The 24,628-nt window shown below is 64.6% G+C and carries 24 protein-coding genes; 15 read left to right on the top strand and 9 right to left on the bottom strand.

Annotated elements, in window-relative coordinates; translation table 11 throughout:
- On the top strand, positions 1-1,392 hold the full coding sequence (locus AC0QTX_RS15135) for a coiled-coil domain-containing protein (protein ID WP_474604645.1): 1,392 nt from the start codon (positions 1-3) through the stop codon (positions 1,390-1,392).
- Positions 1,393-1,423: 31 nt separating this feature from the next.
- Here AC0QTX_RS15135 and AC0QTX_RS15130 read toward each other — a convergent pair whose 3' ends face one another.
- Complete coding sequence (locus AC0QTX_RS15130) at positions 1,424-1,918, bottom strand: YcgN family cysteine cluster protein (protein ID WP_474604644.1); 495 nt, start codon at positions 1,916-1,918, stop codon at positions 1,424-1,426.
- Positions 1,919-2,136: 218 nt separating this feature from the next.
- Between AC0QTX_RS15130 and AC0QTX_RS15125 the strand changes: the two genes are divergently transcribed.
- The 6 genes from AC0QTX_RS15125 to AC0QTX_RS15100 all read left to right on the top strand — a co-directional run bounded on the left by AC0QTX_RS15125 (position 2,137) and on the right by AC0QTX_RS15100 (position 8,279).
- Entirely contained in the window at positions 2,137-4,347 is a 2,211-nt protein-coding gene (locus AC0QTX_RS15125; protein ID WP_474604643.1) for a transglycosylase domain-containing protein, read from the top strand.
- A gap of 20 nt (positions 4,348-4,367) precedes the next feature.
- On the top strand, positions 4,368-5,018 hold the full coding sequence (locus AC0QTX_RS15120; protein ID WP_474604642.1) for a DUF1214 domain-containing protein: 651 nt from the start codon (positions 4,368-4,370) through the stop codon (positions 5,016-5,018).
- Positions 5,015-5,578, top strand: a complete 564-nt coding sequence (locus tag AC0QTX_RS15115) for a DUF1254 domain-containing protein (protein WP_474604641.1) — start codon at positions 5,015-5,017, stop codon at positions 5,576-5,578. Before AC0QTX_RS15120 ends, AC0QTX_RS15115 begins: the two co-directional genes overlap by 4 nt.
- Positions 5,579-5,583: 5 nt before the next feature.
- On the top strand, positions 5,584-6,081 hold the full coding sequence (locus AC0QTX_RS15110) for a GNAT family N-acetyltransferase (protein WP_474604640.1): 498 nt from the start codon (positions 5,584-5,586) through the stop codon (positions 6,079-6,081).
- A gap of 499 nt (positions 6,082-6,580) precedes the next feature.
- Positions 6,581-7,600: a hypothetical protein gene (locus AC0QTX_RS15105; protein WP_474604639.1), complete on the top strand. Its 1,020-nt coding sequence runs from the start codon at positions 6,581-6,583 to the stop codon at positions 7,598-7,600.
- Between the two features lie 94 nt (positions 7,601-7,694).
- Positions 7,695-8,279, top strand: coding sequence for a carboxymuconolactone decarboxylase family protein (locus AC0QTX_RS15100; RefSeq protein ID WP_474604638.1), 585 nt, complete (start codon positions 7,695-7,697; stop codon positions 8,277-8,279).
- A 19-nt stretch (positions 8,280-8,298) separates the two neighbouring features.
- On the opposite strand, the gene AC0QTX_RS15095 is transcribed toward AC0QTX_RS15100, so the two are convergent.
- Both AC0QTX_RS15095 and AC0QTX_RS15090 read right to left on the bottom strand, forming a co-directional pair.
- Positions 8,299-8,640: a DUF1491 family protein gene (locus AC0QTX_RS15095; RefSeq protein WP_474604637.1), complete on the bottom strand. Its 342-nt coding sequence runs from the start codon at positions 8,638-8,640 to the stop codon at positions 8,299-8,301.
- Positions 8,640-9,479 carry a peptidoglycan-binding domain-containing protein gene (locus AC0QTX_RS15090; RefSeq protein ID WP_474604636.1) on the bottom strand — a complete coding sequence of 280 codons (840 nt, stop codon included), beginning with the start codon at positions 9,477-9,479 and terminating at the stop codon, positions 8,640-8,642. The genes AC0QTX_RS15095 and AC0QTX_RS15090 overlap by 1 nt, the downstream gene beginning before the upstream one ends.
- Before the next feature lie 366 nt (positions 9,480-9,845).
- Here AC0QTX_RS15090 and AC0QTX_RS15085 point away from each other — a divergent pair, with 366 nt between their 5' ends.
- Together AC0QTX_RS15085 and AC0QTX_RS15080 are read left to right on the top strand one after the other, a co-directional pair.
- Positions 9,846-10,169, top strand: coding sequence for a hypothetical protein (locus AC0QTX_RS15085; RefSeq protein ID WP_474604635.1), 324 nt, complete (start codon positions 9,846-9,848; stop codon positions 10,167-10,169).
- Between the two features lie 41 nt (positions 10,170-10,210).
- Complete coding sequence (locus AC0QTX_RS15080) at positions 10,211-10,666, top strand: SufE family protein (RefSeq protein ID WP_474604634.1); 456 nt, start codon at positions 10,211-10,213, stop codon at positions 10,664-10,666.
- A gap of 129 nt (positions 10,667-10,795) precedes the next feature.
- On the opposite strand, the gene AC0QTX_RS15075 is transcribed toward AC0QTX_RS15080, so the two are convergent.
- Both AC0QTX_RS15075 and AC0QTX_RS15070 read right to left on the bottom strand, forming a co-directional pair.
- Entirely contained in the window at positions 10,796-11,764 is a 969-nt protein-coding gene (locus AC0QTX_RS15075) for a DUF6456 domain-containing protein (protein ID WP_474604633.1), read from the bottom strand.
- 186 nt (positions 11,765-11,950) lie between these two features.
- Positions 11,951-12,385 (bottom strand): rhodanese-like domain-containing protein, encoded by a 435-nt coding sequence (locus tag AC0QTX_RS15070; RefSeq protein ID WP_474604632.1) that lies wholly within the window; start codon positions 12,383-12,385, stop codon positions 11,951-11,953.
- 88 nt (positions 12,386-12,473) lie between these two features.
- Between AC0QTX_RS15070 and ftrA the strand changes: the two genes are divergently transcribed.
- Complete coding sequence (gene ftrA, locus AC0QTX_RS15065) at positions 12,474-13,469, top strand: transcriptional regulator FtrA (RefSeq protein WP_474604631.1); 996 nt, start codon at positions 12,474-12,476, stop codon at positions 13,467-13,469.
- Between the two features lie 45 nt (positions 13,470-13,514).
- Here ftrA and AC0QTX_RS15060 read toward each other — a convergent pair whose 3' ends face one another.
- Positions 13,515-13,949, bottom strand: coding sequence for a Ros/MucR family transcriptional regulator (locus AC0QTX_RS15060; protein ID WP_474604630.1), 435 nt, complete (start codon positions 13,947-13,949; stop codon positions 13,515-13,517).
- 423 nt (positions 13,950-14,372) lie between these two features.
- Here AC0QTX_RS15060 and AC0QTX_RS15055 point away from each other — a divergent pair, with 423 nt between their 5' ends.
- The 3 genes from AC0QTX_RS15055 (at position 14,373) to AC0QTX_RS15045 (ending at position 19,525) form a co-directional block, all read left to right on the top strand.
- Complete coding sequence (locus AC0QTX_RS15055) at positions 14,373-16,484, top strand: S9 family peptidase (protein ID WP_474604629.1); 2,112 nt, start codon at positions 14,373-14,375, stop codon at positions 16,482-16,484.
- Between the two features lie 100 nt (positions 16,485-16,584).
- Positions 16,585-18,963, top strand: a complete 2,379-nt coding sequence (locus AC0QTX_RS15050; RefSeq protein WP_474604657.1) for a PAS domain S-box protein — start codon at positions 16,585-16,587, stop codon at positions 18,961-18,963.
- Between the two features lie 4 nt (positions 18,964-18,967).
- On the top strand, positions 18,968-19,525 hold the full coding sequence (locus AC0QTX_RS15045; protein ID WP_474604628.1) for a hydrolase: 558 nt from the start codon (positions 18,968-18,970) through the stop codon (positions 19,523-19,525).
- Here AC0QTX_RS15045 and AC0QTX_RS15040 read toward each other — a convergent pair.
- Positions 19,515-20,504, bottom strand: coding sequence for a hypothetical protein (locus AC0QTX_RS15040; RefSeq protein ID WP_474604627.1), 990 nt, complete (start codon positions 20,502-20,504; stop codon positions 19,515-19,517). The genes AC0QTX_RS15045 and AC0QTX_RS15040 overlap by 11 nt on opposite strands.
- A gap of 173 nt (positions 20,505-20,677) precedes the next feature.
- Between AC0QTX_RS15040 and AC0QTX_RS15035 the strand changes: the two genes are divergently transcribed.
- The gene (locus tag AC0QTX_RS15035; RefSeq protein ID WP_474604626.1) at positions 20,678-21,277 is read left to right on the top strand and encodes a superoxide dismutase; all 600 of its coding nucleotides are present in this window, start codon (positions 20,678-20,680) and stop codon (positions 21,275-21,277) included.
- 49 nt (positions 21,278-21,326) lie between these two features.
- Here the strand turns inward: AC0QTX_RS15035 and AC0QTX_RS15030 are convergent, their stop codons facing one another.
- Entirely contained in the window at positions 21,327-22,592 is a 1,266-nt protein-coding gene (locus tag AC0QTX_RS15030) for an adenylate/guanylate cyclase domain-containing protein (RefSeq protein ID WP_474604625.1), read from the bottom strand.
- A gap of 108 nt (positions 22,593-22,700) precedes the next feature.
- Positions 22,701-23,543, bottom strand: coding sequence for a ChbG/HpnK family deacetylase (locus tag AC0QTX_RS15025; RefSeq protein WP_474604624.1), 843 nt, complete (start codon positions 23,541-23,543; stop codon positions 22,701-22,703).
- Positions 23,544-23,639: 96 nt separating this feature from the next.
- Here AC0QTX_RS15025 and AC0QTX_RS15020 point away from each other — a divergent pair, with 96 nt between their 5' ends.
- Positions 23,640-24,626 (top strand): glycosyltransferase family 2 protein, encoded by a 987-nt coding sequence (locus tag AC0QTX_RS15020; protein WP_474604623.1) that lies wholly within the window; start codon positions 23,640-23,642, stop codon positions 24,624-24,626.
- Positions 24,627-24,628: the final 2 nt, after the last annotated feature.

Below are 24,628 nucleotides of genomic sequence, written 5' to 3'. Positions count from 1 at the left end.
ATGATTTCGGGACGTCAGGCACTCGCGCAGATCGAGCAGACCATCGAGAAGGCCCGCCAGCAGGAGGCCAAGTGCGAGCTCGCCTATACCCGGGCCACCGAGGAGGTCGGCCGCCTCCGGATCCAGCGCACGGAAGCGTTCCGCGAGCTGGCGCGGCTGAAGCTCGATGCGATCAGGCAGAACCAGGTCGTCGGCCAGCTGGATGCGGCCGAACGGCAGGCGCTGAGCGTGCTCAACAGCCGCCAGGAGGCCTTGCGACAGCTGACCGACCGACGTCATCAGGCTGAGGCGCGGGTGAGACAGGCCGAGGCCCGGAGGCAGGCGGCCGTGGATGCCCTGGAGCAGGCATTAAGCCAGGTCGAAATCCTCCGCCAGGATGTTGAGGCGAAGATCAGCGCCGATTCTGAATGGATCGCAGCCCGTGCCAAGGTGGCCGAGATCACCGGACAGGCTCAGCAGGCCGAGAAGAAGGCCGTGCAGGCCGAAACCGACCGGGACGAGAAGCGTCGGCCTTATGAGGCCGACCCGCTGTTCATGTACCTGTGGAAGCGCAAATTCGGCACGGCCTCCTACCGGGCCGGCCCCTTCACCCGGTATATGGACCGGCTGGTGGCGCGCGTCGTCGGCTACGACAAGGCGCGGGCCAACTACGCCCTGCTCAACGAGATCCCGGAAAGGCTGCGGGAGCACGCCCGCCGCATCATCGATGATCTGAGGGCCGTCCGGAGCCGGCTGACCGGCCTCGAACGCCAGGCGCTCGTCGCTGCCGGGATCCCGCCGCTGGAGGAAAAGGCCGCTCAGAACAAGGAGGCGGTGGATGAGGCCGAGAGAGGGCTCGCCGAAGCCCGGGCAGCGCTCGCCGATCTGGACCGCACCCACGATGCCTCGGTGCTGGAGGGGGATGCGCCCTACCGGGAGGCCGTCGCCCTGCTCGCCGCCGCGGATGAGCGCGAGGACCTCAACCAGCTTTACGAGGAAGCCCTACGCACCCCGACCCCCGAGGACGAGGCGATCGTGCGCCGCATCCAGGCCACCGATGTGATGATGAACCGGGCGCTGCGCCAGGCCCTTGACGCTCACCGCCAGCTCAAGGAGACGGCCCAGCGGCGGTCGACCATCGAACAGGAATGGGAGGAGTTGCGCAGCCAGGGCTACGACACCCCCTATGGCAGCTTCGGCAACGAGGCGGCCTTGAGCAACGTGCTCGGCGGCGTCCTCACCGGGGCGATCGGCGGAGCCATCCTGGGACAGGTCCTGCGCGGCGGCTTCCATCATGGCCCAAGCCCCTGGGATTCCGGCTTCGGCGGAGGCATCCCCTTCCCCCAGCCAGGCGGCTTCGGGACAGGCGGATCCTTCGGCGGAGGTGGATTCAGGACCGGCGGGTCGTTCTGACGAAGGACAGCCTGCCAGGGCCTTCCGGCGCTCAGTCTTCAGGGTGCTCCATGGGCCAATCGGTGATGCGCTCCAGGAGTTCGGCGATGCTGAAGTTCTCCTCGGGGCCTGCCACCCGGTCGCGAACGGAGACGCCGGCCGCATGAACCGTCTCCGGATCGCCGGAGACGAGCGGGTGCCACCAGGGAAGGTCGCTGCCCTCCGCCAGCAGACGGTAGGCGCAGGTCCGGGGCAGCCAGGAAAGACTGTGGACCGCCTGGGGGGTCAGGCGCACGCAATCGGCCACCTTGGCCTGACGGTTCGGGTAGTCGCGGCAGCGGCAGGTCTGATCGTCCAGCAGGGTGCAGCCCACATTGGTGTACATCACCTCTGCCGTGTCCTCGTCCTCGAGCTTGACGAGGCAGCAGCGCCCGCAGCCGTCGCACAGGCTCTCCCACTCGTCGAGGCTCATGGCTTCGAGGGACTTCACGCGCCAGAAGGGTTGCTCCTCCGGCTGGGAGCGGATGACGGGTGCGGCATTTGGCATGTGGGCGCTTTGACGTCTCTTTGAGGCGGTTTGAAGGAAAGTGCTAAACCGCACGTGTCGCAGCCTTTTAGCTCCTAAGAGGTAAATCTCCGTGAACCTACAAACAAGGTTCGGAGTTATATATATCAGCCTCGCCGCGCTTCAGCGTTGCCGCTAGGATACCGAACGATCATAATATGCGTGAGGTCAGGCCACCTGACCCGCCCCGAAGGACCGCCGTGAGCCAGCAGCCTCCTATCCCCTTCACGACACGAATCAAGCGTGCCGCGCTCGCGTTCGATGCCTGGCTCAACTCTGCCCTGTTCCAGGGCGGCAACGGCCTCGCAAGCGCGTGGGAATGGTATTCGGAGAAGATGAAGGGCCTGCGGTTTCGCGGGGCTCCCCGGGTTCTCCTGGACCTGACGAGCGAGGCGACAACGCTGGGCGCCGGCGGCGCCGTGGTCATGCTGGCGCTCGCCCTCCCGGCCTTCCAGGAGACGGAGGATGACTGGCTCAAGACCCAGGACCTCGCCGTCACCTTCCTCGACCGGTATGGCCAGGAGGTCGGGCGACGCGGCCTGAACCTCGACGATTCCTACAAGCTTGAGGATTTCCCGGATCACCTGATCAAGGCGGCGCTGGCGACCGAGGACCGGCGCTTCTACGATCACTGGGGCATCGACCCCTTCGGCACCCTGCGCGCGCTCATCGTCAATGCGCAGGGCGGCGGCGTGGTCCAGGGCGGCTCCTCCATCACCCAGCAGCTGGCGAAAAACCTCTTCCTGACGAACGAGCGCTCCCTTGAGCGCAAGATCAAGGAAGCCTTCCTGGCGATCTGGCTCGAGTTCCACCTCACCAAGGACGAGATCCTCAAGCTCTATCTCGACCGCGCCTACATGGGCGGCGGCGCCCACGGCGCCGTGGCGGCCGCGGATTACTACTTCGGCAAGCCGGCGAAAGACCTCACGCTGGCAGAGTCCGCCATGCTGGCCGGCCTGTTCAAGGCGCCGACCAAGTATGCCCCGCACATCAACCTGCCGGCTGCCCGTGCGCGGGCAAACGAGGTGCTGCGCAACATGGTCGAGGCCGGCTTCCTCACCGAGGGCCAGATCCAGATCGCCCGGCGCAATCCGGCCACCCCGATCAACCGGGAGCGCGAGACGACGCCGGACTTCTATCTCGACTGGGCCTTCGAGCAGGTGAAGCTTCAGGCCTCGCAGAAGAAGTTCGGCAACGAGCGCGTGCTGATCGTGAAGACCCCCTTGGACACGACGCTGCAGCGCCATGCGGAGCAGACCCTCGAGAACATGCTGCGTCAGCATGGACGACAGTACAAGGTGGGCCAGGGCGCCCTCGTGGTCATGGATGTGGACGGCGCCGTGCGGGCCATCGTGGGCGGCCGCGATTACGGCCAGAGCCAGTTCAACCGCGCCACCGGCGGCCTTCGCCAGCCTGGCTCGTCCTTCAAACCGTTCGTCTATACGGCGGCCTTGACCACCAATCCGAAGCTGCGACCGAACTCGAACGTGGTCGACCAGCCGATCTGTCTGGGCAACTGGTGTCCCCAGAACTACAACCGCTCCTTCTCCGGCTCCATGTCCCTGACGTCAGCCCTGGCACGCTCGATCAACTCGATTCCCGTCCGCATGTCGCTCGAGATCGGCAAGGGCAACGCCAAGGCGGGCCGCGCCGTGATCGTCGATACGGCCAAGCGCATGGGCCTCACTCATCCGCTCACGGATTCGAGCTCCCTGCCCATCGGCGCCGCCGAGGTGACCGTCATCGACATGGCGGCCGCCTACGCGGTCTTTGCCAATGGCGGCAAGCGCGCCGATCCTTATGCGGCCTGGGAGGTGCGCAACTCCTCCGGCGAGGTCATCTTCAGCCGTGACCGGGACGCCCAGCCTAAGCAGGTGCTCGACACCCGCGTGGTGCAGGACATGAACTTCATGCTGAACAAGGTGGTCGAGGAAGGCACCGGCAAGCGGGCCATTCTCGAAGGCATCCCGGTAGCTGGCAAGACCGGCACCACCAACGGCTACAAGGACGCCTGGTTCGTGGGCTATACGGGCAACCTCGTGGCCAGCGTCTGGTACGGCAACGACGATTCCACCCCGATGAACGACATGACCGGCGGCACGCTCCCGGCCATGACATGGCACGACGTGATGAATGTCGCCCACCAGAACCTGGAGATCCGCCCGATCCCCGGGGCAAGCCCGGCCAATGCCAACCGCGTTGCTTCCTCCAACCGTCCGGCGGCGGATCAGGCCCAGGCGACCTCGCAGGCCTTCCTGGCCGGTACCCTGTCGCGCAGGTCCTATGAGGTTCTCGGGGGAATCGGCACCTTGTTCCAGTCGGTCGACCGCTCCGTCACGACGGGCAAGGCTCCGGAAGCGCAGCGCAGCTCGGCGGCCGTGAATGCCCCCCGCCAAGTCGCCATGCCCTGATCATGCAGAGTGAGGCTCTCTTGACGAACGCCCCTGCGGCCGCTTCGATGCGCGCCCCATCGAGGCCATCCCTGTCCGTGTCCATCCGCCGAGTCCCCACAGCCATCCTGGTCGTCTACACGCTTCTCCTGGCGCTGGGACTCGGCCTTGGAACAGCCTATTGGGCCATCAACCGCGATCCCCCCTTCGGCAGCCTCCGGCTCGGTCCGTGGCAGGCCTGGCCCAAGCTCGGCGCCCCCGAGGCCGATCCCTACATGCGCGCCATCATCGCGCGCCGGAGCGACGTTCCCCTCGCCACGGGCGAAGGGATGGGATTTACGGCCGCCACGGACAATGACGGCAGGCCGCTCGACTCGGCCTGCTCCTATAGCGTCGGCCCGGTGGCACCCATCGCGCGGGTCTGGACGCTGACCGTCTACGACCAAGCCGGGCGCCTGCCGGCCACGGACCTGGGACGCAGCAGCTTCACCTCGGCGGAGGTGCTTCGCGACGCGCAGGACCGTTTCTCCGTTGCCCTGTCGCGGGAGGTTCAGCCGGGCAACTGGCTCCAGCTCCCCGCAGGCAGCCCCTTCACCGTCGTCCTGCGCCTCTACGACCCGCCGGGAGCTGCGGGAGCCAATCTCGAGCAGGGCGACATGCCCGTCATTCAGCGGCTGGGGTGCGGCGCATGAGAGGTTTCGGTCGTTTCTTCATCGCCACCCTCTGCGGCCTCGTGGTCGCCGTAGGCGTCCATATCGCGGCCATCCTGGCCAGCCCCCATCTGGCCGATCAGGATGCCTTTTCGAAGGTCCAGGCGACCCTGACCGCGGACAAGGCCCAGATCATCAGTGCCCCCGGCGGCCAGAACACGTGGCTGTCCAGGCCTGATCCCGCCACTGCGGTTGCGACCTGTGCCTTCGACCTTCGAAACGGACCGATGCGGGTCGCAACCCGTGCAGGTTCGCTCCCCCTCTCCTTCTCCTTCCATAAGGAAACGGGCGGCGTGTTCTTCGCCGTGACGGATCGTGCCGCCGTGCGCGGCGAGCTCGAGATCGTTGCCATGACGCCGCGCCAGCTCGACGAGGCCCGGGCCGCCGAGGACGAGAACGACCCCTCCCGCGACGTGCGGATCGTCGCGCCCGAGGTGCAGGGCTTCGTCATCGTGCGCGTGGTCGCGCCTTCCCCGAGCCTGCGGCCCCAGGCGGAAGAGATGGCAAAGGCGGTCTCCTGCACGGCCGAACAGGACGCCTGAGACGCATGCCCTGGCGGCCGATGACCCCGCAGGACCTGGCCCAGGTTCAGGTTCTGGCGGACGCAATCCATTTCAGCCACCCGGAGGATCCCGGGGTTCTGGCCGAGCGCCAGCGTCTCTATCCGCACGGCTGCTTCATGCTGGTCGAGGCTGGACGCGCCATCGGCTATGCGCTCACCCATCCGTGGCGCTTCGCGGAGCCGCCGCCCCTGAACCGGCTCCTCGGCGGGATCCCGTCCTCCGCCACAACCTACTACATCCACGACGTCGCTCTGCTGCCCGAGGCGCGGGGCAAGGGCTATGCGGCGCAGATCATGGAACACTTGGCGGTCCATGCGCGCGAGGCGCGCTTCGACAGCCTGTCGCTGGTCGCCGTCAACAAGTCGCAGTCATTCTGGGAGAAGGCCGGCTTTCGCGCGGTCGCGATGTCAGGCCTGGGGGCAAAGCTCGCGAGCTACGGACCGGATGCCGTGCTGATGGTGCGCGACGCAGCCAGCCTTTGAACGACGCCTAACGGCGCCACGTGGGCAATGAAACAACCGATGAATCAGGAACGCCGACGGCCGCGGCCGCTGGATGCGAAGGGGCGGGACGGGCCAGGATTGGGAGCCGGTCTCTCGTAGCGAACACCCGTGAAGAGAAGAATCTCGCCCCTGGGTTCGTTCGCCGACAGATGCGGACGCGGCGGCCGCTCCGTACTATCCGGGAATGCGATCACCACTCCCGGCGATCTCGTCCAGACGTCTTGCATTCTGCCCTCCTCTTCTACGGTGCCACTGGCTGCCTCGACGACTGACCCACAAAAGGAGACCTATGGTTAACAGATGGTTTCCGCCGGGCTCTGCCATGTCGAAAAATGCCTAGCCTGACATGAAAACAACATTCACGGCCGCGCTTATGTTCCGCCTGGGATCGCGCGTATTCCGTGCCGCCGAAGAGCGTTAAAGATGCGCTAACATGCACGCCCTAGTCTCCGCGCAGTTGCGTTGAAGCGAGTTGCGTATGACGTCCTCTTCGAACCCGGATCTCTGGTCGGGCCTGTCGGGCTTCGGATCCTCCGAGAGTGCGACTCCGGACATGCGCGCTGCTCTCGTGAAAGTGAACGCGGAGATGTTTGTCGCCGCGCCCGCCCGCGACCGTGAGAGCATCGAAACTTTCGAGGCGCTCATGCTCGGCTCCCTGCCGCGCGCGGACTCGGCAACACTCCTGGCACTCGCCCGCATCCTCGCGCCCTGTGCCGATGCACCGGCATCCGTGCTCGATTATCTCGTTCAGCATTCGCCCGAGGCACGTTCCGTCGTGCTCCAGCACGCCCGGCATCTGCCCGCGACCGCGAATCGCCGGCAGCTCGCAACGCCTGCAGGACGTCTGCGGCTCGCGGCCCGCCCGGATCTCGACACCGCGACCATTCGGAGGCTGCTGCTTCTCGGCGAGGAGGCCATCGCGGAGACCCTTGCGGCCAATCCCGCCGTTGCGCCCGACACTGCATCGTTCAAGCTTCTGGTGCGGCGCGCGCGGTGCCGCCCTGCCCTCGCCCGGACCCTTCTCCGGCGCGACGATCTTCCGGCAAGCGATCAAGTGCCCCTCTACCTCGCAGCCGATGCTGTGCGACGCGCGGCGATCCGCGAGCATGTCGCCGGCATGCTGGCCGGGCAGCGCATCACGCGGTCGTGCGTGCTCTCCGAGGAGGACGTCGCGGAGCTCCTGGCGGTCAGCCGCAGGGGGGATGTGGAGCGGCTGGAGGCTCTCCTCTCCACCTTCCTCGGCCTTCCCCCGTCGACGGAGTGGACGGTGCTCGAGATCGGACGCCATCGTCTCCTCGCGCTCGCCTTGAAAGCGCTCGACATGAGCCGGGAGGATTCGACGAGAGTCTTCCTCTCCCTGCACCCTGCCCTGTCCTATCCGCTCTCGGCGATCAGGGAGCTTGTGCGCGAGGTGCGGGATGTTCCTGGCCCAGTTGCTCTTGCGCTCGTCGAGGCGGTCCTTGGCGTGAGAGCTCTGTCCGGAAAACATCAGGCATAGGGGTGTATTGGCTGCCTGCATCCGTAGGAGGAATGCCTCGCGATCCGGATTTCTGATAGGGTTTCCCGTGCGGGGGGATCGATCGGAGAGTCGTATGTTCCTGGAAACGATTGAGGAAGAGCAAGCAACCGGCCGGGTCGCAGAGATTTACGAACGGCAGAGGGCGCAGCTCGGCTTCGTCATGGAAGCGACGAAATGCTTCACCGCCCGCCCCGACCTGCTGCCGATCTACACCGACTTCTCCGACAGGATCAGGGCCGGATTTTCCCTTGGCCTGCGCGAATGGCGTCTGATCACACTCATCGCCGCAAAGCATATCCCGTCAACCTACTGCTCCCAGGTCTACAGCAAGCAGCTCATCGCGGATCTCGGAACGAAGGAAGCGGTGCTCGCGGTTCAGAACGATTTTCGAACAGCGCGCTTGTCCGCACGGGACGTCGCGATGCTGTCCTATGCAGAACAGATCGCCGTCGACGCATCGCGCATTTCAGCATCGGACATCGACAGATTGCGGTCAGCAGGCTTCTCGGACCAGCAGATCTGCGACATCGCCCTCTGCGCCGCCTTTCGGTGCTTCGTCAGCCGGTTCTTCGACGCAGTCGGAGCCGGCACGGAAGCCGCCTTCATCGATGGCGACGAAGAGTTCCGGTCGAAGATGACTGTCGGCAAGGCCCTTTGAAAGGGATCGATGCCCGAGACTAGTCCCCCGGCGCCAGTTCGAGGAAATGGCGGCCCTGCCGGTCGTCCACCTCGACGAGCCAGAGGTCGGGATCGAAGCGCAGTTCGCGGGTCATGCGCTCCTCCACGTCGAGGGGCGTCGCATTCTGCAGGACCGGAGCGAACAGGCGCTCCCCGCTGTCGTCCAGGAAGAGCTGCGGCGCAGGGCCGTACAGGCTCGCGGTGCCGTCGAGATGATCGATCTTGACGAAGATCGCTCCGGCCTCGGCGGCGCCGCGTTTGCGCAGGGCAGCGTCGAGGCCTTCCACCGAGCAGCGGCGGAGATAGGCCGAGACCCAGAAATCGGAGCGAAGGCGCGCCACTATTGAACCGCGATGCCGGATGCGTTGGACAATTCGCGCATGGTGCGCGCATTGAACTCGCCCGTGACCGGCAGGCGCCGCTCCTGCTCGAAGCGCTCGACGGCCTGCCGCGTTCCCGAGCCCATCAGGCCGTCCACCTTCACGCTGTAGCCGAGCCGCGCAAGCGCGCGCTGTCCGGCGAGAATAGTGTCGCCGGGATCCTGCCGGCCCACATTGCCGGGCGGCACCGGCACCGGTCCGCCCATGCGGATCATGTCGGCAATGGGATCGCGCGCGGCGGTGCGCGCAGCCGGCGGTGCCGCTGCGGGCGCGGGCTGCTGGGCTCGCGCGGGAGGCGCGGCGGCCGGCGCGGGCTGGCCGCCGTTGCGGATCATCTCCCCGATCGGGCTTCGCGCCACAGGTTTTGTCGTCGCGCCAGCAGCATTTGTCTCAGGTGCTGCTGCATGCGGAACGAATGCATGCGGGTTCGGCGCCGTCGCCAATGGCTCGGCAGGTTCAGCTCCAGGGCGCGCAGGCGGCAAGAGCCGATCTGTCCCAGCCTGGGGAGACGGCTCCGGCGCGAGCATGACTTCCCGGGTGTTGAAGAGCGGCGCCGGATGGCGACTGCTCTGCAGCGCGAGCGCGTTCCAGGCAATCACCCCTCCGCATCCGGTCAGCAACAGGGCGGCAAGAATCTGCTGCGGGTGACCGAACACGAAAGCGGCGGCACGCTCGGCCATACCCGGCCTGCGAGGGGGCTTCGTGCCGCGCCGTTGCGGCGGCCGTGCCGGCGCCTTGCGCCGCACCACGGCGGGAAGGTCCATGTCGTCATCGGGCTGGTCGACAAAAGCTTCGCGCAAGGGATCGTTCCGTCTTCGAGAGATGAGGTCGTTTTGGACCGCGCAGGCGAAAGGACAAGCCCGCGGCTGAATCCGCCCGCCGTCCTTCTGGCCAGGAAGCCTGACAGAGGGCGCTTAAACGAAACCTAATTGCCGCGGCCGTTCGTCCCGGGAGATCCCGGCCGGCATCGATCCCGACATCCGCCTGCGGCGGGATGGCGATGTATGCCCGGATTTCTCCTTGTTCTGTAGAGACTTGGCCCTGCGAGAAAGCAGCAAGGTTTCGTTCATCCTGTTTGACGATTTCTGATGACACGCCTACGCCAGATGCATCGGGTACGTTATGGTGCTGCATCATCGTTCGTTCCAGGCCAACCGCAGCCACCCATGTTGTCCATCATCCGTTTCATCCTCATCGTCGGCGCCATTTTCTACTACTCGCCTGTCCGGCAGAAGGGAGAAGGCACCGCCGCCCTCGAGGCGCTGTTCACCCCGAGGGCAAGCGAGCCGGCTTCCCCTTCTCTCCCGCCCGCAACGGAGGGCACGGGGCACCTGGAGACCGTCTGGAAGGCCCTGCCGGACAGCGCCAAGCAGGCGGTGGTCGACAAGATCCTCACGTCCTCGGGCTTCCCCCTGGCGGACGCTTCCAGGCCGGCCGATACCCTGCGGCCGGAGGACCGCGCGTCGGCCTCATCCAAGCCGCGCACCTAATTTCCGCAGCACCCGTCGCCAAATGGCTGCCCGGTGGCTATATGACCGGCAGACATCACAGGTTTCCCATGCTGCCGACGATCGACGAAATCGTTTCCAACTTCGAGCTGCTCGACGATTGGGAGGAGCGCTATCGCTACCTGATCGAGCTCGGCCGGCTCATGGAGCCGCTGCCCGACGAGGCGCATAGCGACGTCTACAAGGTCCAGGGCTGCGCCAGTCAGGTCTGGCTCCAGACCGACGTGAAATCCTCCGAGGGTCAGCCGGTCCTGCATCTGCTCGGCGACAGCGATGCCCACATCGTGCGCGGCCTCGTGGCGCTCCTCATCTCCCTGTACGACGGCAAGACGGCTTCGGAGGCGCTCTCCACGGATGCCCTCGGCCTGTTCAAGGAGCTCGGACTGTCCGAGCACCTCACGCCTCAACGGTCGAACGGCGTCAGATCCATGGTCGAGCGCATCCGCCGCGATGCGCAGATGGCGCTGGCTGCGTCCTAAGGCACCTTTGGCATTCCCGACGTCGTCACCGGCCTCGTGCCGGAGATCTCGATCCGCGAGGTGCATCGCTTCTCCCATCGAAATGGCCGGGACGAGCCCGGCCATGACCAAGACAGCAAGGGCAGGCCCTCACATCCGCCCGCCCTCGATCACCACCGCCTGCCATGCCCGGATGCCTTGGGAGGCAGCGGGGCCGCGAGCCGTCGACTCGATGCCGTAATGCTCCGCGAGACGCGCAAGGGCGAGGCGCACGACGATCTTGGCCGAGCGCGCGGGCCATTGCCGCTCCCGCTCGATCTGCTCCAGCCCCTTGAGAAAGCCGCAGAGGTCGAGGAGCAGGTCGCTGAAATCGCCCCCGATGGCGTCGAAGGCGTGGCGGAGCCTCTGGCGCGCCGCGACCATCCGGTCGGTGGCCTCGCCCGGTGAGGCAGGGCCGCCGGTCTTCGGCATCCCGTCCCATCGCGCCGTCACGCCCGGCAGGAGACCTGCGAGCATGATGTCCATGCGAAGCCGCTCCCCTGCCTGATACGACGCCTCGTCGATCATCGACGCACCGTTGCGATCCTTTCGCCGGCGCAGCCAGTCGAGGGGGCTCTCCTCCGTGTCGATCCGCACGCGCGCTGCTCCCGTGTCCGTTTCCACATGCGCGACTTCGGTCGCACGATGCTGGTGCAGGAAGGCGAGGTCCCTGTCGGGTGCGGAGATGCGACGAAGATGGGCTTCACCGGACGATGTCAGCTGCAGAATCCGCCGGCCTGAGCCTGCCTGCTGCCAGCAGGCGAGATCCGCGCGCGCGAGGGCATCCGCCGCCGTAGCCCCATAGCGCCCTGCCCCGACCGAGACGCTGCCCCGACGCCTGTGGATAAGCACGCTCGACGAATCCGTCGGATCGACGAACGCCCAGGTCTCCGGCTGGCCCAGCGCTCCAAGCAGGCGCTTCGCCTCCCGGGACAGGGAATCGCCCGCCGCTTGTCCGGTGCCACGTTCCGCCACGGTCTTCGCATGTCCCTTCCGCCTCTTCGTGCCGGCCTTCTCCGGTGTTGAAAAGCCTGCCGCGGCAATACCTTGATGAACCGCATCGCCGTCTTCAATGTTCATGTTTTGTTCCTATAAATAAACTAAGGAAGGGCTGCCCCTTCCTCCTCCGATAGTGGGGGCATATTCCTAGTTGTCAACGCGATTCAAAACTGTTGATAAGACTGAGGATAAGTCGGACGGCGCCGGAGCCGCCCGCACAAAGGCCGCAATGATCCCCCGCATCTTCCAGCGAGGGATCGCGCCGGTTTACGCTGCGGACGAGAGCTTGAGGGACCCCGGCTCTGCCCCTTCCGCGAAGGAAAATCCTTCGTCCGCCCAGCCCGTCATGCCGCCGAGCATCAGCTTCACCGGGCGCCCGAGCTGCGCCAGCCGCAATGCCGCCCTGTCGGCGCCGTTGCAATGCGGGCCGGCGCAATAGACCACGAACAAGGTATCCTCAGGCCAAGCGGACATGCGCTCCGCCGTGATCTCCCGGTGCGGAAGGTTGAGGGCGCCCGGAACGTGGCTGCGGGCATAGGCCTTAGGGCCGCGCACGTCGAGGAGCACGAAGTCGGCTGCGCTGCTCGTGAATGCATCATGCACGTCGGCGCAGTCGGTCTCCAGGGAGAGCCGGGCGGAGAAATGGGCCTGGGCGACGGCGGATGCGGCAGCAGGAATGGCCGCAACGGAACTGGCTGGCATGAGAACCTCCTTGTGGAAAAACCATCGCCAGAGTTCCGCACAGGCGTCATGGTGGAAAGTGGCGCTTGTGCCAACAGACGTAAACATCATGCCAAATCGCCTCGTCGTCGCCCTCGCCTATGATCGCCTGAGCACCTTTGAATTCGGCATCGCGGTCGAGATCTTCGGACTGCCCCGCCCGGAGATGGGGCCGGACTGGTACCGCTTCGCCGTCTGCGCCATCGAACCCGGTCCCTTACGGGCCATCGGCGGCTTCCGGATCGAGGCCGATGGCGGGCTCGAGCTTCTGGAACAGGCGGATACCATCGTGATCCCCGGATGGCGGGGAGCCTCCGCCGAACCGGTTCCGGCGGTACTTGTCGAAGCCCTGAAGCGGGCGCATGGGCGCGGGGCGCGGCTGATGTCCATCTGCTCCGGCGTCTTCGCCCTTGCGGCCACGGGCCTCCTGTCGGGGCGCCGCGCGACGACTCACTGGCACCATGTGGAACAGCTCTCGAAGGTCTATCCCGAGATCAAGGTGGAGCCGGACGTCCTCTACGTGGATGAAGGCCGGCTGCTGACATCCGCCGGCAGCGCGGCGGGGATCGATCTCTGCCTTCATGTGGTGCGCGCCGATTACGGCCCTGACATCGCCAACCGGCTGGCCCGCCGCCTCGTCGTGCCGCCCCATCGCGAGGGCGGGCAGGCGCAGTTCATCGAACGCCCCGTTCCGCCTGCACGGGAGGGGGCCAGATTCGCTCCCCTCCTCGACCGGATGCGGCAACGGCTCAGCGAGGAGCAGCCGATCGACATGCTGGCCGCCGAGGCGGGCATGAGCACCCGAACCTTCCTGCGGCGCTTCAGAGCCGCGACCGGCCTGCCGCCTGGGGAGTGGCTGCTCGCTGAGCGTCTGATCCGAGCCCGCGAACTGCTGGAAACGACCCGGAGCTCGATCGAGGATATTGCAGGCGCGGCCGGGTTCGGCTCCGCCGCGACCCTACGCCATCACTTCCGCTCTCGCCTTGGCACCAGCCCGGCGGCTTATCGAGGCCGCTTTGCGCAGGAGGCTCAGACGAAGTCCAGGTTCAGCAAGGCTCCGGAATGAAAAAAGCCGCCCTGAGGGCGGCTGATTTCAACGAATGAGCGTCGTTTAGCCGGCGCTGCGCGAGGAGCGGCGCTTCCGGCGCTGCTGGCCGAGGCCCATTTCCTTGGCGAGCTCGGAGCGGGCCTTCGCGTAGTTGGGAGCCACCATCGGGTAATCGACGGGCAGGCCCCACTTCTCGCGGTACTGCTCGGGCGTCATGTTGTACTGCGTGCGCAGATGACGCTTCAGAGACTTGAACTTCTTTCCGTCTTCAAGGCAGACGATGTAATCCGGCGTCACGGACTTCTTGACCGGGATCGCGGGCTTGGGCGCCTCGACGGGCACTTCCACCGTGCCGCCCCCGACACGAAGAAGAGCCGTATGGACCTCGTTGATCAGAGTCGGAAGGTCGGACGTAGGAACGGAATTATTGCTGACATAAGCGGACACGATATCCGCAGCCAACTCAATGTAGTTCGAAGCAGCGATGTTGTCGCTCATTTTGATTTTCTTCCTTTCCGGCTCTTTGGAACGGCTCAAAAAAGCATTTCAACCTATCTTTGAGCATTCTCGTCTGAAGCAATGCTTGCTTCTTCCTAGAACCGCACCGTACTTGCACAGAAATCGTGCTCGTTTGTCCAAGTATGTCAAATTCAGCCCCAATGCAAGATGTTCAAAAGGAAAACTTTGGAAAACTTCGTATCATCTTTCACTGTGCAATAAACCGGGGAGCAAAAGTTAATGCCTATGTCCATAGGTTAGGGACCTGATCACATGAATTTCATCCTTTGGAGACGAAGAAGTAACTAAAAAGGCACTTGAGCAGAACGTTGGAGCGCATGACGACCCTGCTGGGGACCCGCCGTGGGAAATCAGAGTTATCTGTGCATAATCCCCGCCCTACCTGCCTCACCGGAAGATTTCATGAAACCCGAACGCCTCCCCTTCCATCCCTTGCCTGCTGCGCCATCCGTTCCAGCGAAATCGCACGTCTTCGAAATGCATGGGGCTGAGGTCCGGGACGAATACGCTTGGCTGAAGGCGGAGAACTGGAAGGAGGTTCTCAAGGATCCGACGGTGCTTGATCCGGAGATCCGCGCCTGCCTCGAGCAGGAGAACGCCTACGCGGCCGCAGCCTTCACCGGGACGGAGGAGTTCCAGGCCCGTCTCGTGGCCGAGATGCGCGGCCGCATCAAGGAAGATGATTCCACCGTTCCCGAGCCGGATGGTCCCTACGCGTACTTCACCCGCTACCGGGAGGGCGGACAGCACCCCCTCGTCTGCCGCCAGCCGCGGGACGGAGGTCCAGAGACAATCATGCTCGATGGAGACAAGGAGGCCGAGGGCCACCCCTTCTTCGATCTTGGCGGAGCGGATCACTCGCCCGACCACCACCTGCTGGCCTGGAGCGCAGATGTTAAGGGATCGGAATACTTCACGATCCGCGTGCGCGATCTCGGGAGCGGCGCCGATCTGCCCGACGAGGTGGCTCAAACCTCCGGCGGCGCCGTGTGGCTGAACGATTCCTCGAGCTTCTATTATGTGGAGCTCGACGAGAACCATCGTCCGGTCCGGGTCAAGCATCATCGCCTCGGAACGAGCATCGATCAGGATCAGGTCGTCTACGAGGAGAAGGATCCGGGCTTCTTCGTGAAGCTCGGCGTCACCCAGTCGAATGCCTTCGTGCTCATCGAGGCGAGCGATCACGAGACCTCCGAGGTCTGGCTCCTCGACCGGGCCGACCCTTCGGCCGCGCCCCGGGTCGTCGAGCCGCGTACGCCGCAGCTCAAATACGACGTGGAGCACCACGGGGATGATCTCATCATCCTGGCCAACGCGGATGGGTCCGAGGACTTCAAGATCGTTTCAGCCCCCGTTGCGACGCCGGGGCGAGCTCATTGGCGAGACCTGGTGCCCTATCGCCCAGGCACGATGATCCTCTCTCACGTGGCGCTCGCCCGCTATCTCGTGCGCCTCGAGCGCGCGGACGCGAACCCGCGCATCGTGCTCCGGGAGTTTGCGACCGGCCGCGAGGAGAGCGTCGCCTTCGACGAGGAGGCCTATTCGCTGGGCTTCTCGGCAGGCTACGAGTTCGACACCGACGTGATCCGCTATCACTACTCGTCGATGACCACCCCGAGCGAGGTGATCGACTACAACCTGCACAATGGAGAGCGGACCCTGCGCAAGCGGCAGGAGGTGCCGAGCGGACACGACCCGGCCGATTATGTGACCCGCCGCCTGTTCGCCACGGCTCCCGACGGGGAGCAGGTGCCGGTCTCGCTCGTCCACCGGCGCGACGTCGCCCTCGACGGATCCGCGCCATGCCTGCTCTACGGCTATGGCTCCTATGGCATGTCCATGCCGGCGGCTTTCCGCACCGGGATCCTGTCCCTCGTCGACCGGGGCTTCGTCTATGCCATCGCGCATATCCGCGGCGGCACGGAGAAGGGCTGGCGCTGGTACATGGATGGCAAGCGCGAGAAGAAGACCAACAGCTTCACGGATTTCATCGCCTGCGGCGAGGCTCTGGTTCAGGCCGGCTACACCTCGCGCGGCCGGATCGTCGCCCATGGGGGCAGCGCCGGCGGCATGCTCATGGGCGCGGTGGCCAATCTGGCGCCGGACCTCTTCGCCGGGATCGTCGCGGAGGTGCCCTTCGTCGACGTCCTCAACACCATGCTCGACAGCGAATTGCCCCTCACCCCACCCGAATGGCCTGAATGGGGCAATCCCGCCGCGGACGAAGCCGCCTTCCGCACGATCCTGGCCTACTCGCCCTACGACAACGTCAAGCCTCAGGCCTATCCGGCGATCCTGGCGCTTGCAGGCCTCACCGATCCGCGGGTCACCTATTGGGAGCCGGCGAAGTGGGTGGCGAGGCTCCGGGCCAGCATGACGGGAGGCGGCCCGATCCTGTTCAAGCTCAACATGGAGGCCGGGCATGCAGGTGCCGCCGGCCGCTTCGACCGTCTCGAGGAGGTCGCCCTTGCTTATACCTTCGCGCTGAAGTGCATCGGGGGGTTCCAGACTTGACCCGAAACCCTATATCTTTGCAGAGGGTTACAAGATATTTGGCTTGTGAACGAGGCGCACCCCTATCGTGAATGCTCGAGATCAGAAATCGTTGACCAGCATGCCTCCCGTGCAGAAGGCGGGGGATGACCCTTCGCATGACAATGACCTCAGCCGACGCGTTGCGGAACTGGAGCAGCTTCTACGTGAGAAAGAGACTGCCCTGCGCATTGCCAACGGCAAGCTGCAGATGGCTCTTGAGATTGCCAAGCTCAGCGCCTGGGACCGCGATCTCGAAACGGAGGTCATGACCGGGTCTCCCACCTTCAAGTCGAGCCTTGGCATCCCGGAGAACGAGGTTCTCGGCCATGAACAGTTGTTGCAGATGTTCCACCCAGGTGATCTGGAACGTATCCTGCAAGCCATCAACTTTAGCATCAGAACGAATACGCATTTCAACCTCCACCACCGGTTCATCAAACCCGACGGACGCATCATTCGCGTTCAGGTGCAGGGTGGCACGATCTATGATGAGAACGACAAACCTGTTCAAACCTTCGGTGTCTTCCAGGACATCACCGAGAGGGAGAGGATCAAGGAAGAGATCAACCGCGCCCAGAAGCGACAGAAATTTCTCCTGAACCTGAACGACCAGCTGCGCAGCCTCGACGATCCCGACGCGATCATGGAAGCCACGGCCCAGAGCCTGGGCCGCTTTCTCAAAGTGGATTGCGCCGGCTATGGCGAGGTTGATGAAACCCGCGGCATGATCCTCGTCGAGCGCGAATGGTCCAAGGGTGTCATCAGCAACGAGGGGCGGGCCTATCGTCTGTACGATTTCCTCCCCACAATGATGGCGGAGCTCAAGCAGGGGCGGCCGATCTATGTCGAGGACATCAGGAATGATCCCCGCGCCGACAAGCCGGAGGTTCAGGCGGCCTACAGCACCATCAACGCCCGATCGGCTCTCGCCGTCCCCCTGCTGAAGGATCAGAAGCTCACGGCGATCCTTTACATGCACTCAGCGGACCCTCGCGCGTGGTCTGGAGACGACTTGTCGCTGGCTGAGGACGTTGCCGAGCGGACCTGGACAGCCGTGGAGAAGGCGCGCGCCGAAATCAGCCTGCGCGAGACCGACGCCCGCTTCCGCCTGATTGCCGAGTCTCTGCCGGCGCTGGTGTGGGTTCTCAATCCCAGGACCGAACTCACCTATACGAACGAACGCTGGGTCACCTATTCCGGCCTTTCTCCGGAAGAGGCCTTGGGCCATAGCTGGATGGCCGCCATCCATCCCGACGACATGGTGCGGATGCAGGAAGAGCTCGTGCCGGTCGTCACCCACCACACGCCCTACACGACGGAGGCGCGCTACCGGTCTCACGAGGGCGTCTATCGCTGGCACCTGATCCAAGGCGCCCCCATCCATACGCCATCTGGAGAATTCAAAGGATGGGTCGGCACCAGCGTCGACATTCACGACCTCAAGGAAACTGAGGAAGCTCTCCGCGACAGCGAGGAGCGGCTTCGCATGGCGCTCAGAGCCGCGAAGATGGGGGACTGGACCTGGGATGCCGTCGGGGACGTCATCCATCTCTCGGACAGAGCCGCACAGATCTTCGGCTTTTCTCAAGCCCTCTCGACGCCCAAGAATGAACTTCTCGCGCCGATCTTCCCCTCCGACCAGCCTCGCATGAACGCAGATCGCGAGAAGGCGATTGCCGACAAGTCCCAGTATCACACCGAGTTCCGGTTCAAGCGCAAGGATACGCAGGAACAGGTCTGGATCGGCGTCATGGCGGAGCCGTTCTATGACGGGCAAGGGGTGTTCGCCGGCATGACCGGCATAGCTCAGGACATCACAGACCGCAAGCAGGCGGAGCATCGCCAGCAGCTGCTGATCCGCGAGCTGCACCACCGGGTCAAGAACACGCTGGCGACAGTGCAGGCCATTGTCGGCTCCACCGCTCGCACGGCTTCCAGCATCGACGAGTTCTACCAGGGCTTCGTGGGCCGCATCGTCTCGCTGGCCCGCACCCACAACCTGCTCACCGAGGATCTCTGGCAGAAAGCCGCGCTGGAGGATCTGGTTCAGACGGAACTCGGCCCCTACGAGGACGAGGCGCGAAACCGCATCATCGTCGAAGGTCCGCATGTGGAGCTGCCGTCGGAAGCAGCCGTGCCCATCGGCATGGCCATTCACGAGCTCACGACCAATGCGGCCAAGCACGGAGCGCTCTCGACCTTCGGCGGCCAGGTGGAGGTGCGCTGGCGTGTAGAGCCGGGAGGAGAGCGGCCGATCCTGCATTTTTCCTGGATCGAGCATGGCGGGCCGAGGGTGAACGCGCCCACCCGCCAAGGCTTCGGTTCGCGTCTGCTGCAGCGGGTTCTGGCGACGCAGCTGCAGGCTGATGTTACGATGGATTTCCCGGAGGAAGGCCTGCGCTTCACCATGACCATGCCGATCCCCGGCGCACCGCCCCTCTTCAACCCGGATCGATGATGCCATGTTGATGAATGCAGGCCGCTCGCACCTTATGGTGGTCGATGTCCAGGCCCGCCTGATGCCCGCGATCCACGAGGGTAAAGGCCTTGTCCGCAATCTGGCGATCCTGCTGGAAGCGGCCAAGCGGCTCGGAATTCCCGTGACGGCGACCGAACAATATCCCAAAGGGCTGGGCGCCACCCTCCCCTCGGTCGCGGAGGCGTTCCCCGGCGACGCGGTCACCCTGTCGAAAACCGCCTTCTCGGCCGCCCGCGAGCCATCGATTGCAGAGCGGATCGCAGCCATGCGGGGCAGCGGCCGTGATCAACTCGTCGTCTGCGGTGCGGAGGCACATGTCTGCGTGCTGCAGACTGCCTTGGAGTTCAGGACGTCAGGCATGGAGGTCTTCGTGGTCGCCGATGCGGTGTCGAGCCGCTCCCCTCACAGCGTCAGCGCCGCCTGCGCGCGCCTGCTGCATGCGGGTTGCCATTGGGTCACCACAGAGATGGTTGTTTTCGAATGGATGGAGCGAGCCGCGACGGAGGATTTCCGCGCCCTGTCTCCGCTCTTCAAAAACTAGACGACGCGTTGCCTTCGCCCCCAGCCGCGATGAACTCCTTCAGCTCTTCCAGGGACTGGAAACGGAAGGTGCCGCTCGGGGTCTGAGCCTCGATCGAGCCGTTCGAGAACATTACGTACTTGTTGTCGCCGGAATTGTAGGTGCCGATGATCGTGGCCGGGCTTTCCTCGTCGGGCGATCCCTGGTCCTCGTGAACGGTTTCCTGCTCGGCCCCTGCGACGGCAGGCTCGCCGTCGCGTTGCCGCTCCATGTCGGGCTCAACGTCCGAAACGGGCTCGAGAGGCTCGTCGCTCCGGCCGCGGTCGTCGCCCTCGTGCTCACGCTCGCCCCGCTCGAACTCGTCGAGGTCGAGCCCCGGCTCGGCAACGAGATGCACCTCCTCGTCGTCGCGTTTCCGGTCGCCCAGGAGGAAGTCCGGCACCTTGAGTTCCGGCTCCTGATCATCCTGGTCAGGCAGGACAACCGGGCTCGTCCTCGGCGGGAAAGGAATGACAGGTGGCGCATCCCTGCTCTCAGGCCATTCGGCGACCGCCACCATGGGTGTGTCATGGGGTTGATCCTGAGGTTTGTCCTGAGGTTCGTCCTGGAGTTCAGCCTGCTCGCGTCTCTCCTCTTCCTCGAAGAGAGGCAATATCGGCTGGTTCTCGTCCGAACGCTCCTCGTAGGCCCCGGCCGCCTCTGCGGCCGCGAGACCGCCCGCAAGCCCGGCACCCCCAAGCGCTCCGGCGGCGGGGTGGCGCAGGCCGAACTCGTCGGGCCCGGAGGCGACCTGCAGCCCTGCAAGCCTGCTCTCGATCTTCGACAGCTTGGAGACCGCCGCGGCGATGCCGAGCAGCAACGCGCCGCTTGCGGCCGTGATGCTGCCTGCGATCACCATCGTCCAGCCCCGTTCGACCAGAACGATATCCCATCCGAAGAAAGCGGCCAGAAATCCGCCAACGATCATCGCAATCGCGAGGGCCAATAGAGCGATGATCATGCCGTCTCCATCTTACGCAAACCGAAGGCTATCAAGGCAAAGCTATGCTTCTATAGGCAAAAGACAACGGCAATGGAAGCTTGAGCAGAAAAAAGTCCCGATCTTGGCCGTTGCTCTCGGACGTCCTGCGCTTTAACTAACGCGTCAGGTCGCTCAATTCAAAGGAGACGCCGATGTCGTTCACTCTGCCCGAACTGCCTTATGCCTATGATGCTCTGCAGCCCTACATGTCGCGCGAAACTCTGGAGTTTCACCACGACAAGCATCACGCGGCCTATGTCAACACCGGCAACAACCTGCTGAAAGGCACGGAATTCGAAGGCAAGAGCGTCGAGGAGGTCGTGAAGGGCTCCTACGGCAAGAACCAGGCCCTCTTCAACAATGCGGGACAGCATTACAACCACATCCATTTCTGGATGTGGATGAAGCCCAACGGCGGCGGCGCCCTGCCGGGCAAACTCGAGAAGAAGATCGTCGAGGATCTCGGCTCCGTCGACAAGATGAAGGAGGACTTCATCCAGGCCGGCGTCAGCCAGTTCGGCTCCGGCTGGGCCTGGCTTGCGGTCAAGGACGGCAAGATCACCGTCATGAAGACCCCGAACGGCGAGAACCCGCTGGTCCACGGCGCACAGCCGATCCTCGGCTGCGACGTGTGGGAGCACTCCTACTACATCGACTACCGCAACCGCCGTCCCGACTACGTCAAGGCCTTCCTCGACAACCTGGTGAACTGGGAACATGTCGAGGAGATGTTCGAGACTGCATCGAAGTAAGCGCAATAACGCTGCGTCAGGCGGGCCTCTTCGGAGGCCCGTTTTTGTTTTAGCCTGTGCCGCTCGTGCGCCAGAACTCCGCATTGGGCGTGAACCCATCCGCGTCGGCGCTGAACTCGGGCCGGATTCGGTTGAGGAAGTACATGTCTATGGCGCCGATGTGCTTGACGCTCACCGATCCTCGAACCTCCGCTTCGAAAAGGCGGGAGACATGATGGAACGTGCTGGCCGAGATGTTGACCCGCCCCGGCTCGCAGGCCTCCTCGAGACGCTGCGCGACATTCACCGCATTGCCCCAGATGTCATAGGTAAAGCGGCGATGCCCGACGATGCCGGCGATCACCGGACCTGAATTGATGCCGATCCTCAATTCCCAAGGTGCGAGACGGAATTTCTCGCGCTGACGGTTGGCGCTTTGGATGAAAGCCTGCATCTGCAGGGCCGCCAGGCAGGTGTCGATGGCATGGGTGCGGCTGGGTACGGGCAATCCGCCGGCACAGAGATAGGCATCGCCGATGGTCTTGATGGTCTCCAGCCGGTTGTTGGCCGCGATCTCGTCGAAGCGGCCAAAATTCTGGTCGAGCTGATCGATGAGCCGCGCGGGATCGAGGGACTCAGTGAGCAGCGTGAACTTCATGAAATCCGCAAAGAGGATGGTGGTCGCCTCATGAAAGCGGGGCTCGACCTTTCCACGGCGCTGCAGCTCATGGGCCACCGGCTCAGGCAGAATGTTGCGCAGCAATCGTTCTGATTGGTCCCGCGCCTGCTCGGCCGCGGTCTTGGCCTCGGCAAGCTCGGCCAACAGGGCATTGCGCTCCAGAAGCTGGCGCCGCAGCTCGAGGAGAGCCATGGCCTGCTGTGCGAGACGGCGGACGGCCTCCCGCTGGGACGGGCGCAACTCCCGCGGTTCGAAGGCAACGACACACAGGGTCCCCAGGCCAAATCCCTCTCGCGAGATCAGCGGCATCCCGCAATAAAAACGCAGATGCGGCTCACCCGTGACCACGCCCACATGCTTGAAGCGTTCATGGGTCGCCAAGTCCGGCACATACACCAGGTCGTTCGAGCAGACCGTGGAGTTGCAGACGGTGATCTCCCGCGGGCATTCGGTGAAATCGGTCGGCAGGCCATACTTGGATTTGAACCATTGACGCCGTTCGTCGATCAGGCTGACGATCGCCACGGGACAGCTGCAGATCTCCGCCGCGAGCTCGGTCACGGCATCGAAGGCGAATTCGGGCGGTGTGTCGAGCACCTGGTAGAGGGCGAGCGCCGCGAGCCGCTCGGCCTCGTTGACGGAGGACGCCTCTTGCATCGGCCTGCTCCCTTGGCCCCTCAGCCCCTGGATAAGCCTGCACAGCTACCTGTTCCGACTATACGCGAGTTTCCCTGAATTTCAGGGGAAATTGAGGCCATCCCCAGCTCAGAGAACAGGAGCGAGCCTCAGCCGTCTGTCCGCCAGCAAATCACCGAAGGCATCGGACCTCAGGTAGTCCAGCTCCGCGACACGGCTCTCCACGGTAGGATCGAGCGCCCTCAGCTCGTCGTCCACATAGCCCGGATGGCACATGACGACCGGGCGGGGTCCGAGCTTCGAGAACGCCTGCTCGAATACGCGGGCGGCCGGCTCGGAGAGGTCGAGCGGGGCGAAGCCCGTGAAGCCTTCGTTCGTCTGGAATCCTGCCTGATGGGCAGCCCTGGCAAAGCCCCGGGCGAGAGATTTCACGATCAGCGCCTTGCTGCGGCCAATGGGGCGTCTCAGGATCGAGGACAGCCGGTCCGAAGGGTCGCGCAGCCAGACACGCCCGCCATATCCCCTCTCCGTCAGAACCCCGAGCAGAGCCGGCCTGATCCCTGGAAGCACATGAACGTGCTGATGGCCATCCACGAAGGCCGGAGGCTCGCCGTGGACCTCAACGAAGGCGTCGAGCTGACGCTCGATCTCCTGCACGATCTCGTCGGCCTGAAGCCGGCGCCGCATGGCTCTCTGCAGAAGCTTTCCCAAAGGCGGAAAGGCGCCCGATGGGACGAGCTTCGGCATGGGACCTAGGGGCGCTCCCGTGGTGAGGTTGAGGTGAAGGCCGACCGCAATCCGGCCCTTCAGGGGCTTCAGATCCCCCGCGGCCCGGCGCCAGCCCGGCATGTTGGTCATGGCTCCCGTGGCCGAGAGGCGGCCCATCTCCGCCAGTTCGACGATGCCCCGGCTCACCCCGTCGGCGAGGCCGAAATCGTCGGCGCAGAGGATGACGTTGCGAAAGGAACCCATGGATGCCCTAAAATTCAGCTTTGCCGCAGCCTAATGCTCTTGAGCAAAGCTGCAAACTCGGCTCTTGATGCGGCCCGACAATCAAGGGTTCATCCAGTGGCGTCGCCCAAGCTCAGCGTCATCATCCCGGTTCACAACGAGAGCGCCAACATCGCCCCCCTGTGCGAGCGCCTGCTGCCGGTCCTCGACCGGATCACCTCGGCCTGGGAGGTGGTCTTCGTGGATGACGGCAGCCGGGACGACACCCTGGACATCATCAGGGACATCAGCCGCACGGAGCCCCGGATCGGGGCCGTTTCCTTCAGCCGCAACTTCGGCAAGGAGATCGCCATCGCGGCGGGGCTCGACCATGCCCTGGGCAATGCGGTCGTGATCATGGATGCCGACCTCCAGCACCCGCCGGAGATGATCGAGGCTTTCGTGGAGCGCTGGCGGGAGGGCTTCCTCATGGTCTATGGCCAGCGCACAGACCGGACGGACGAGACACGGGTCAAGCGCGGCTTCGCCCAGATCTTCTACAAGCTCTTCGCCCGCTTCGGCGAGATCCCCCTCCCCGAGGGCGCCGGCGACTTCCGGCTCATCGACCGGAAAGGCGTCGATGTTCTCAGAACGCTCGGCGAGAAGGCACGCTTCTCCAAGGGCCTCTATGCCTGGATCGGCTTCAAGGCCACGGGCGTGCCGTTCGTCGTGGAGGAGCGCCGTTACGGCACCACCAAGTGGAGCTTCCGCAAGCTCTTCCGCTTCGCTTTCGACGGCATCGCGGCCTTCTCCACCGTGCCGCTGCGGATCTGGACCTATATCGGCTTCCTGATCTCGTTCATGGCGATCGCCACGGCCCTGTTCTTCACGATCCGGACCCTCCTGTTCGGCACCGACCTCCCCGGATTTCCGAGTCTGATCGTCTCCGTCATGTTCTTCTCCGGCATTCAGCTCATGTCCCTGGGCATCGTCGGCGAGTATGTCGGCCGCATCTTCGCCGAGGTGAAGCGGCGGCCGCTCTATGTGGTGGCCGAGCGTATCGGCGGCGCGGCGGAGGTCTCAGGCAGCCTCGTTCCCGACACTTACCGCCTGCCCCGGGCCTGACC

The sequence above is a fragment of the Microvirga sp. jy35 genome, assembly GCF_056148915.1.
This window is presented reverse-complemented; position numbering and strand designations above follow the sequence as displayed.

Coding starts and splice junctions, on each gene's coding strand:
- AC0QTX_RS15135 (WP_474604645.1), top strand. CDS start 1: ATGATTTCGGGACGTCAGGCACTCGCGCAGATCGAGCAGACCATCGAG.
- AC0QTX_RS15040 (WP_474604627.1), bottom strand. CDS start 20,504: ATGATCATCGCTCTATTGGCCCTCGCGATTGCGATGATCGTTGGCGGA.
- AC0QTX_RS15050 (WP_474604657.1), top strand. CDS start 16,585: ATGCCTCCCGTGCAGAAGGCGGGGGATGACCCTTCGCATGACAATGAC.
- AC0QTX_RS15110 (WP_474604640.1), top strand. CDS start 5,584: ATGCCCTGGCGGCCGATGACCCCGCAGGACCTGGCCCAGGTTCAGGTT.
- AC0QTX_RS15085 (WP_474604635.1), top strand. CDS start 9,846: ATGTTGTCCATCATCCGTTTCATCCTCATCGTCGGCGCCATTTTCTAC.
- ftrA (WP_474604631.1), top strand. CDS start 12,474: ATGCCAAATCGCCTCGTCGTCGCCCTCGCCTATGATCGCCTGAGCACC.
- AC0QTX_RS15045 (WP_474604628.1), top strand. CDS start 18,968: ATGTTGATGAATGCAGGCCGCTCGCACCTTATGGTGGTCGATGTCCAG.
- AC0QTX_RS15075 (WP_474604633.1), bottom strand. CDS start 11,764: ATGAACATTGAAGACGGCGATGCGGTTCATCAAGGTATTGCCGCGGCA.
- AC0QTX_RS15130 (WP_474604644.1), bottom strand. CDS start 1,918: ATGCCAAATGCCGCACCCGTCATCCGCTCCCAGCCGGAGGAGCAACCC.
- AC0QTX_RS15060 (WP_474604630.1), bottom strand. CDS start 13,949: ATGAGCGACAACATCGCTGCTTCGAACTACATTGAGTTGGCTGCGGAT.
- AC0QTX_RS15115 (WP_474604641.1), top strand. CDS start 5,015: ATGAGAGGTTTCGGTCGTTTCTTCATCGCCACCCTCTGCGGCCTCGTG.
- AC0QTX_RS15105 (WP_474604639.1), top strand. CDS start 6,581: ATGACGTCCTCTTCGAACCCGGATCTCTGGTCGGGCCTGTCGGGCTTC.
- AC0QTX_RS15100 (WP_474604638.1), top strand. CDS start 7,695: ATGTTCCTGGAAACGATTGAGGAAGAGCAAGCAACCGGCCGGGTCGCA.
- AC0QTX_RS15055 (WP_474604629.1), top strand. CDS start 14,373: ATGAAACCCGAACGCCTCCCCTTCCATCCCTTGCCTGCTGCGCCATCC.
- AC0QTX_RS15030 (WP_474604625.1), bottom strand. CDS start 22,592: ATGCAAGAGGCGTCCTCCGTCAACGAGGCCGAGCGGCTCGCGGCGCTC.
- AC0QTX_RS15035 (WP_474604626.1), top strand. CDS start 20,678: ATGTCGTTCACTCTGCCCGAACTGCCTTATGCCTATGATGCTCTGCAG.
- AC0QTX_RS15070 (WP_474604632.1), bottom strand. CDS start 12,385: ATGCCAGCCAGTTCCGTTGCGGCCATTCCTGCTGCCGCATCCGCCGTC.
- AC0QTX_RS15025 (WP_474604624.1), bottom strand. CDS start 23,543: ATGGGTTCCTTTCGCAACGTCATCCTCTGCGCCGACGATTTCGGCCTC.
- AC0QTX_RS15080 (WP_474604634.1), top strand. CDS start 10,211: ATGACCGGCAGACATCACAGGTTTCCCATGCTGCCGACGATCGACGAA.